Genomic DNA, 7,645 nt, shown 5'->3' on the forward strand with positions numbered 1-7,645 from the left:
ATTGGCCTTGACCCAGGTCATCATGACGCGGTTACCTGGCGCACTTTTCACGGCTCTATCCAGCATCTCGTTTGGATCGAGCACCAGGTACTGCTGCAGGTTGGTCGTACTGCCGCCGGAACCTTGCGCACCCGGTGCATCAGGGTTAACGGATTGATTCACGCCGGCCGCGCGACTAAAGCCGGGGTCGGAGACCAGCCCGCCATCCGCGAACGCGCCAAGCCGGCCCTGGTTAACCGCGTGCATGAAGTCCACGCCATAGCGCTGTACAGCGGCAGTCTTCATGACAAACTCCCCGTTGGACAGGCGAGCCGCGATGCTGTCGGAGGTGCCGGTGCCAGGGCCGGTTACCTGGCCACCGGTCGCGGCCGCCACGCTGGCAGCAGCCCCCAGGCCGGAGGTCGCACCGCCGGCGGCGCTGGCGGACGCAATGGCCGAGGCCAGCGTTGCCGCACCGGTCGTGAATGCAGTCGTCAACGCCGTGGTGAGTGCCGTGATGCCGGTGGTCAGCGCCGTGGTGAACCCGCCCGTCAGCGCCGTGCTGCCGGCTGTGATTGAGGTGCCCATGGCGGTGGCCCCCGCCGTGGAGGCGGTGGTGATGGCCGTCGCGTAGGTGGTCGCACCGGCAGCATCGGTCGCGGTATCAGTGGCCGCATTAACAGCGGTGCCAGCGGCACTGCCGGCCGTACTGGCCCCGAGACCCAGCAGCCCTTTGAGGCTGTCGGTCACGCTGCCGAGGCCTTCCATCGCCATGCCGGCCAGGTTTCGTGATGCGACTTGCGCCATGGCATTGGCGACCGATTTAGCCAGGTTTAACACTGCATCACTGAGGTTTAGCGTGCCATCGGCCAGCCCGTTGAGCGTGCTTTCCATGCCATCCTGCAGCCCATCTTTAAACGCGGCCGTCAGGTCGTCCGTGGTGGATTTCAGCGTTATCAGCTCGTTTTCCAGGTTGGCCAGCAGGTCGCGCATCTGCTCGCCGGCTTCGCCAGGCAATGCCGCCATTTCACGCAGTTGCGGCAGGCTCTCGGTGATTTTGCTGCCGACTTCCTGATGCAATGCGACCAGCTGCCGGCGGCCCTGCAGTTCTGAGATGAGGCCCGCTTGCACCTGCGCCTGGATGCTGCTCTCTTTCTGGCTGCGGTAGGTCTGCAGGTCATCCAGGCTCTTTTTGAGCGCATCGGCGCGCACCTTGGCTTCCTGTACAGGCAGCAATTTGTCCAGCCAGGCCAGCCCCTCGGTGTTGCCGGTCTGGGTGAATTCCTTGCGCATCTCGGCGATGTTGGCCCGCACTTCCGCCAGGCCGCCGCCGAGCACGTCGCCGGTGGCTTTCAGATATTGCGCCTGCAGCTGGGCGTTCTTGGTGGAGTTCGCGTCCGATTTCTCTTTCTGCTCGCTGGCAGCGATAACTGCCAGCGCCGCTTCGGCTCGCGCTTTCAGCGCCCCTGACAGGCCTTTTTCCGCCAGCTCGTAAGCCGCGACCTGCGATTTGGTCTTGCCGACGGCAAAGGCCTGTTTCTCCAGCCCCTTGACGTAGGTCTCATTGGCCGAGGCGGCCGACTTGGCCGAACGCGCAGCCGCGTCTGAGTTTTTCTTGTTCTCCTTGGCCTGGTCGGTCTGCTTCTGCAGGTTGATCAGCTTTTCCAGACTTTCACGCAGTTTGTCGATATCTTCCGGCGCCTTGCCGGCCGCCAGCGCCGCCGCAATGGTTTTGTCACGCAGCTGCTCCAACTGCTGCGCGGCCGTGTAGGTCGCATCGGCCAGCTCTTTCTCCAGCTTCGGCCGCAGCTTGTCGGCTTCGGCGCTCAACGCGGTAAAGGACGCCTCGCTTTGCGCCATCTGCGCCACGGCCTCATCCATCCAGCGAATGGGGCCGGCGTTCTGCAGATCGGTCAACACATCACGCAGCGTCTTGCCGCTGGCGGTCGGTGCATCCATCGCGCGCGCCAGGCGGTTTTCCAGCTCATCGGACAGCTTGTCTTGCACGTCGCTGAGGTTGTCAAACTTCGGCGTTAGCGCATCGATTTGCTTTTGCACCTCGGCCAGTTTGTCAGTCAGGTATACGATGCCGATCCCGCTCGGGGCCGGGCTGCTCAGCAGGCCGTCAATCTGCTGTTTAAGCGATGCCGCCTGGCTCTGCAGGTCGCTGAGTTTCTTGCTGTCCTGGGTGAGCACATCGGCGTTGGTGCGCTGCTGCGTCAGCGCATCGCCCGTGCTGACCGAATCTTTCAGGCGGCCCTGGGCGCTTATCAGCGCCTCGGTCTTCTGGCGCTGGTCTTCCAGGGTTTGGATGGTCTGCTGGTGCTGCTGCGCCAGCGCGGCTTCATGCTCCTGGTTAGCCGCATAGGCCGCGCTCAGACCGCCGACGGCCAGCGTCACGCCGGTGATGGCCAGCCCCATCGGGCCACCCAGCAACCCCATCAATCCCGTCCCCAGGCGACCAAAGGTCGATGCAGAGGCGCGGGCGACGCCCAGCGCTTTCTCTGCAGCGGTCTGGCGAACCAGAGACGCGGTCACCAGGTCTTCCGCCTTGGCGCGCGCACCTGGTGCGGTGATGCCGGAGACTTTGGCGCGGGCGGCCTGCGCCTGCGCGGCAGCCACGGCGGCCTTGGCTTCGGCATATTCCGCCTCAGCAAGCTGCAGCGTCTCGATGCGGTCGGCACGCGCGGCCGTAGTCGCTGCAACCAGCGCGGCGACCTTACGGCCGCCCATCACCACCGCCAGGGCAATGGCGGCAGTGGTCAACGTGGACATGTTGCTGGCCAGACCGGAAATGACGGCCGCAATCGCCTTGGATGCGCCCAGCGCATCGTTGGTGCCGCCGACAAACTCGACCCAGGCGTTGGCCATTTCCGTGGCGGCGCGGCCGATGGTCAGCGGCATCTGCGCAAATTCCCGGTCAACGTCGCCGGCACCGTCTTTCAGCGCCTTGAAGACCACCTGCGTGGTGAGCATCCCTTGCTCGGCCATCGCGCGCAGTTCGCCACGGGTTTTGCCCAGGGATTTCTCCAGCATCTCCATGATGCGCGGCATCTGTTCGGACACCGAGTTGAATTCTTCCCCGCGTAAGGTGCCGGACGCCAATCCCTGGCTAAGCTGGATGATGGCGTTCGTGGACTCTTCGGCCGTCGCTCCGGAGACGATCGCGGCCTTGTTGATGGTGCTCGTCACCTGCAGCAGTTCGGTCTGGGTCGCGCTGCCTTTAAGCGTTCGGGCCATGCGGGTATACAGTTCGGCGGTCGAGGCGATGCGTTGACCGGTTTCATTCGCCACACCGATAACCGATTTAAAGGTCGTTGCCGCCTGTTCGTTGGACGTGGAGACCAGGCGAATACGCGCCGCCAGGTTGGTGTATTCATCTGACGTGCTGGCCAGGTTGGCTATCAGACCACCGCCCAGGGCAATGCCGATGGCTGCCGCCAGCGGCTTGAGCCGGGTCAGTTGGTTGCTCAGGCCATCGACGTTAGCGGCGGTTTTATCGAGCTTTCGGTTGGCGCTGTCGGCAGAACTCCCGACCCGATCGAGACCGGACGCTGCCGAGCCGCCGGCACTGCCCAACCGGGTGCCGCTTTGGCTGGCGCTGTCCAGGGAAGACTGCAGTTGTTTGAGGGAGGCCTGGGCGCTTTTTAAATCCGCCTGAATACGCAGGCGCAATTCCAGGTTGCCGTTTCCGCTTGCCATGCTTGATCACCGTCGGTATGAGTAAAACCCCGCCGGTCAGCGGGGTGGAAGGAGGGAAATTAACGCCGTTTTAAAGCCTGTTTAAACTTGTCGATATACCCCTTTAACGTCTTTCCCCCCGCGAAACTGGCGCTGCCGTCAAGGGTGTGGTGCATTCGCTCCGTCAGCTCGCGCTTGAGTGCCTGCTCATGGAACAACTTCAACTGGCGGGCGGTGTAGTGCCGCAGATCGCCGAATCGGTGGCCGTGGTCGATGAGGCAGCCGAAGACCTCTCCCCAGGGGGCGGGTTTTGCAGCTGCTGCACCAGCCTGGTGAGCGCCGGGCGAATGGCGTTGCGGGTAAAAAAAGCCGCGTTGACGCCCCACCAGATCAGCAGCAGGCTCTCGCTATCGTCACCGGTGAGACCAGCGACCCATTCGACGCTGCGGCCACAGGAGACCGCTACCGCCTGCAGCACCGCATCCCAGTTCGCCCCGAGTACGTCGTACAGCTCATCAATCGACACCTCGGCATCCGGCTTGGCGTTCATCGCATCCATGAACCCTTCGCTGATGGCCTTGAGCGGTTGACGGTGCTGCAGCTGCTCTGCCAGCGTGTACTCATGCACCGTGACCTCGACGCCGCAGATAGTCAGCGTCCGGTCAGGTATCAGGATGTTCAGCTCATCCGTCATCAGACGCTCCCGACGTGGATCACGCGTCCATAGCGGCCAAATTGGGCATCATCCGGCCGCTCAGTGTCCAACAGCACGGTCGCGGTGGTTTCCAGCCCTGGCAACGAGGTGTCGGTATTGATGAGGCTCAACGCCGACGCCGGGTCGTATTGCACGCGATACAGCTCAACGACGACGGCCGCGCCGTTCTCTGCCAGGTTGATCCCCTCGTAACGCAGGAACAATTCATCTGGCGTTTGGGTGAATACCGAGGTGTTAACGCTGCTGGCGTGCGTATAGTTGACGCTAAGCGGCTGCGTGGCCGGCGTGGTCAGGAACTCCAGCGCGCCGAACTTGGCGTCGAGCTTGTAATCCGTCCCCTCGACCAAATCGGCAATCGTCACGGCGCTGACGTTCTGATGGTTCAGCGTGACACGGTCTCCGGCCTGGATACCTGCCGGCAGCGCTTCGCCGGTGATGGTGCCGGCTGGGACTGCCACTTTCTCGCCGTACAGCAGAATGGCCAGGTTATCCGGCGAATGCTCAAACCAGGTCGCGGTGACCGTGCCATCCTTGCCGGTACTGATGCGGCGCACGGGCGCACGTTGGCCCGTGTAGGACTCTTTGTGGGTGAATGAGTCCGTGGTGAGAGCAATCTGCAGCTCGCCCACGTCGCCAATCCAGCGCAGCGATACCGCCTGGCCCTGCGCATTGCGACGGCCGAGGAACACCTTGCCCTGGCCGTAGTAGTAAGTTTCTGCGCTCATTGTTCCTGTTCCTCGGTCGGTGAGTCGGCGGAGCCGGTCTCGGTTTTGGTTTTGCGGTTCACACCCGCTTTTTTCGCGCCGGCGTGCTCAATCAGCCACTGCGCCGTTGCGTCGTCCACTTCCATCTCAGTGCCGGCAGCAAGCGCCACGCCCTGATGGGTGTGCGGGCCGGTCAGTACAATTCGCCTGGTCATCGATAGCCTCCAATCGCGGCGGGAACCTCCACATGAAACACCAGGGGGTAATAGCCATAGCCGGACTCGTACTGTGCCGGCAGGCTCTGATTGCTCCTGGCCAGCGGCCGGGTAACCCCTTCGAGCGGTGACCACCCAGCCAGGGCCTCGACGGTTTTCAACATCAGCGGGCCGGCTTCGCTGCTGATATCTGCGCCGAGGCCGCGACCGTCGGCGAAATACACGCAAATCACCACGGCCCAGAGCTGCGTCACGAACTGCAGCCGGCGCTGGCTGCCGCCGGTGGCGGCTGTCGAGGTGTTGACGGTATCGCCCAGGTACATCACATACGCCATCGGGCATATCGGGTTGTCATCGTTCATCTGAGACAGCCCGGCGACGCCGGTCACTTCGACAAACTCCGGTACAGCATTACGCAGGTGGCCAATCAGCAGCGGCTCGCAAAAGAGATAGTCGGTTACCACAGCCCATCCCTCCGGAACATGTTGCGCCCTGGCACAAACACCACGCTGTCGTCTGGCTCCAGCACCTCGCCGGCGTTGTCCAGCCCCAGCGATAACCGGCCAGACGCCACTTTTTCGAGCTGGCGGATGCGCTGGTTGTAACGGGTGGTTACCGGTGAATCGTCCCTGGGGTTCTGATACAGGTAATAGCGGGTGATATCGCTGGCGATACGCCGCAGCGTGTCCGGCACGCTGGGGAGCGGCAGCAGGCCGCGCCCCTCCAGGTACATGTTGATTTCGGCGTCCGAATCCGCGATCGCCTTCTCCACCACGGCCGGGTCAATTTGGCCCGTTGCCGGGCGGGTGCGGTCGGAGATGCGGATGATTTCCTGCTCGCCGAAGTCGTCCACCAGGTCAGCCTGCGTGCAGTACCCCATGATTATTCCTCAGCCGGCGTAATCCGCTTGATGCGCAAGAACGGATCTGCAGCCAGTGCTTTGAGCTGCTCAGCGCTAAACAGCGAGAAATCGTAGGGTTTTGGCTCGGCGGTGAACTCAACACCTGCCCGGAAACGCCGCCCGCTCGGTGAGCGCACCACCTGTACGGTGAACCAATGGGGTTTCGCATCGGTGCCGGTTTCGGTGTCATCACCTACAGCGGAACCCGCGCCGTTATCGGTGCTGTCGCCTGCAGCGGAACCTGCGCCGTTATCGGTGCCATCGCCTGCAGCGGAACCCGTGCCGTTCTCGGTGCCGTCACCTGCAGCCGAACCCGCGCCGTTTTCGGTGCCGTCGCTTGCAGCGGAACCTGCGCCGGTCTCGGTGCCGTCACCTGCAGCCGAACCCGCGTCGGTCTCAGTGCCGTCACCTGCAGCCGAACCCGCGCCGTTTTCGGTGCCGTCACCTGCAGCGGAACCTGCGTCGGTCTCGGTGCCGTCACCTGGCTTTTTATCGTCCTTGACGTATTTTTCTTCCGCTTTCTTTTTGATTGGGGTAGCCATAACAACATTCTCCCGCTACGCCCCGTAGGGCGTAGCGCTATCAGTGAGTGACGATCGGCTTAAATCAGCCAGGCGGTGTCCAGGATGTCGGACAGCTTGTAGTTCGGGTTGTCTTCGCCGCCGTTGATGGTGGCCACGCCCACAATCTTGCGCGCCGCTTCCGCCAGGGTCGGCGGAACAACGAGCAGATCGCCTTTGATGTTCAGCGGACGACCGCCATCAGCCACCATGTTGCGCAGCAGCGTGTAGGCTTCCTGGTAGTTCTCCGCCGTCAACGGCTTGGTGGACTTGACGCAGAACTGCCAGAAACCGAAGCCCACCGCCGACCGCGCACGCACGCCATAAAGAAACTCATCGTTCATGAAGACATGATCGCTGGTGTCGTCACTGGTTTTGGCCTTGAGGTCGGGCTTGATGCGTTCTTGGAAAATCAGCGGCTTCAATGCGCGCTTGGTACACATCAGATACCACGGAGCCGGGCTGGCCGGGTCGGTGCCTGCCGGTTTCAGCAGGTTGCTGACCGGGGTGATCGTGCCGGTGCCGTCCACGTTCGCCGCGACGGGGTGCTCGGTATCAAAGAAGTTTTGGCCGTCGTAACAGAGCGAGGTCTCACCGGCCTTGAGCAGCGCAAAGATATGCTCATCCGGGTAAACCCCTGCTGACCGGCCGGCTTCGGTCATCACAGGCAGATAGACGCCAACGCTGTCATCTTCAATCGCCGTGCGAGGCACACCCACGGTGGCTTCATACAGCTTGTTGGTGATGCCGTAACCGTCGGTTTTCATGTCCTTGATGATGCGAGCGCCGACCCATTCACGCATTTGCGGGAATTGACCCAACCAGGCGTAAATGTTGGTTGCCGTGGTCGATTTGATGACCGTGGCGATTTTGGTGTAGTCAGAATCGGC

Annotated in this window: 8 protein-coding genes; all 8 read right to left on the bottom strand. The window is 62.6% G+C overall.

The features are described 5' to 3' along the window. A partial coding sequence (locus tag ACJ8HT_RS23890; protein ID WP_442520139.1) for a tape measure protein occupies positions 1 to 3,681 on the bottom strand: 3,681 nt, incomplete at its 3' end. A gap of 199 nt (positions 3,682 to 3,880) precedes the next feature. Next, on the bottom strand, positions 3,881 to 4,354 hold the full coding sequence (locus ACJ8HT_RS23895; RefSeq protein ID WP_350429825.1) for a DUF6631 family protein: 474 nt from the start codon (positions 4,352 to 4,354) through the stop codon (positions 3,881 to 3,883). Then, entirely contained in the window at positions 4,354 to 5,100 is a 747-nt protein-coding gene (locus ACJ8HT_RS23900; protein ID WP_350429826.1) for a hypothetical protein, read from the bottom strand. The genes ACJ8HT_RS23895 and ACJ8HT_RS23900 overlap by 1 nt, the downstream gene beginning before the upstream one ends. Next, a complete protein-coding gene (locus ACJ8HT_RS23905) occupies positions 5,097 to 5,294 on the bottom strand; it encodes a DUF7210 family protein (protein ID WP_060417720.1) in 198 nt (65 codons plus the stop codon). Before ACJ8HT_RS23905 ends, ACJ8HT_RS23900 begins: the two co-directional genes overlap by 4 nt. Continuing rightward, positions 5,291 to 5,758 (bottom strand): phage tail terminator protein, encoded by a 468-nt coding sequence (locus tag ACJ8HT_RS23910; RefSeq protein WP_350429827.1) that lies wholly within the window; start codon positions 5,756 to 5,758, stop codon positions 5,291 to 5,293. Before ACJ8HT_RS23910 ends, ACJ8HT_RS23905 begins: the two co-directional genes overlap by 4 nt. Next, entirely contained in the window at positions 5,752 to 6,174 is a 423-nt protein-coding gene (locus ACJ8HT_RS23915; RefSeq protein ID WP_350429828.1) for a gp436 family protein, read from the bottom strand. The genes ACJ8HT_RS23910 and ACJ8HT_RS23915 overlap by 7 nt, the downstream gene beginning before the upstream one ends. A 2-nt stretch (positions 6,175 to 6,176) precedes the next feature. Beyond that, the gene (locus ACJ8HT_RS23920; RefSeq protein WP_350429829.1) at positions 6,177 to 6,737 is read right to left on the bottom strand and encodes a hypothetical protein; all 561 of its coding nucleotides are present in this window, start codon (positions 6,735 to 6,737) and stop codon (positions 6,177 to 6,179) included. A gap of 59 nt (positions 6,738 to 6,796) precedes the next feature. Then, a partial coding sequence (locus tag ACJ8HT_RS23925) for a Mu-like prophage major head subunit gpT family protein (protein ID WP_442520140.1) occupies positions 6,797 to 7,645 on the bottom strand: 849 nt, incomplete at its 5' end.

Origin of the sequence: Serratia sp. CY44782, assembly GCF_052168715.1 — a bacterium.
Lineage (GTDB): Bacteria > Pseudomonadota > Gammaproteobacteria > Enterobacterales > Enterobacteriaceae > Serratia > Serratia nevei.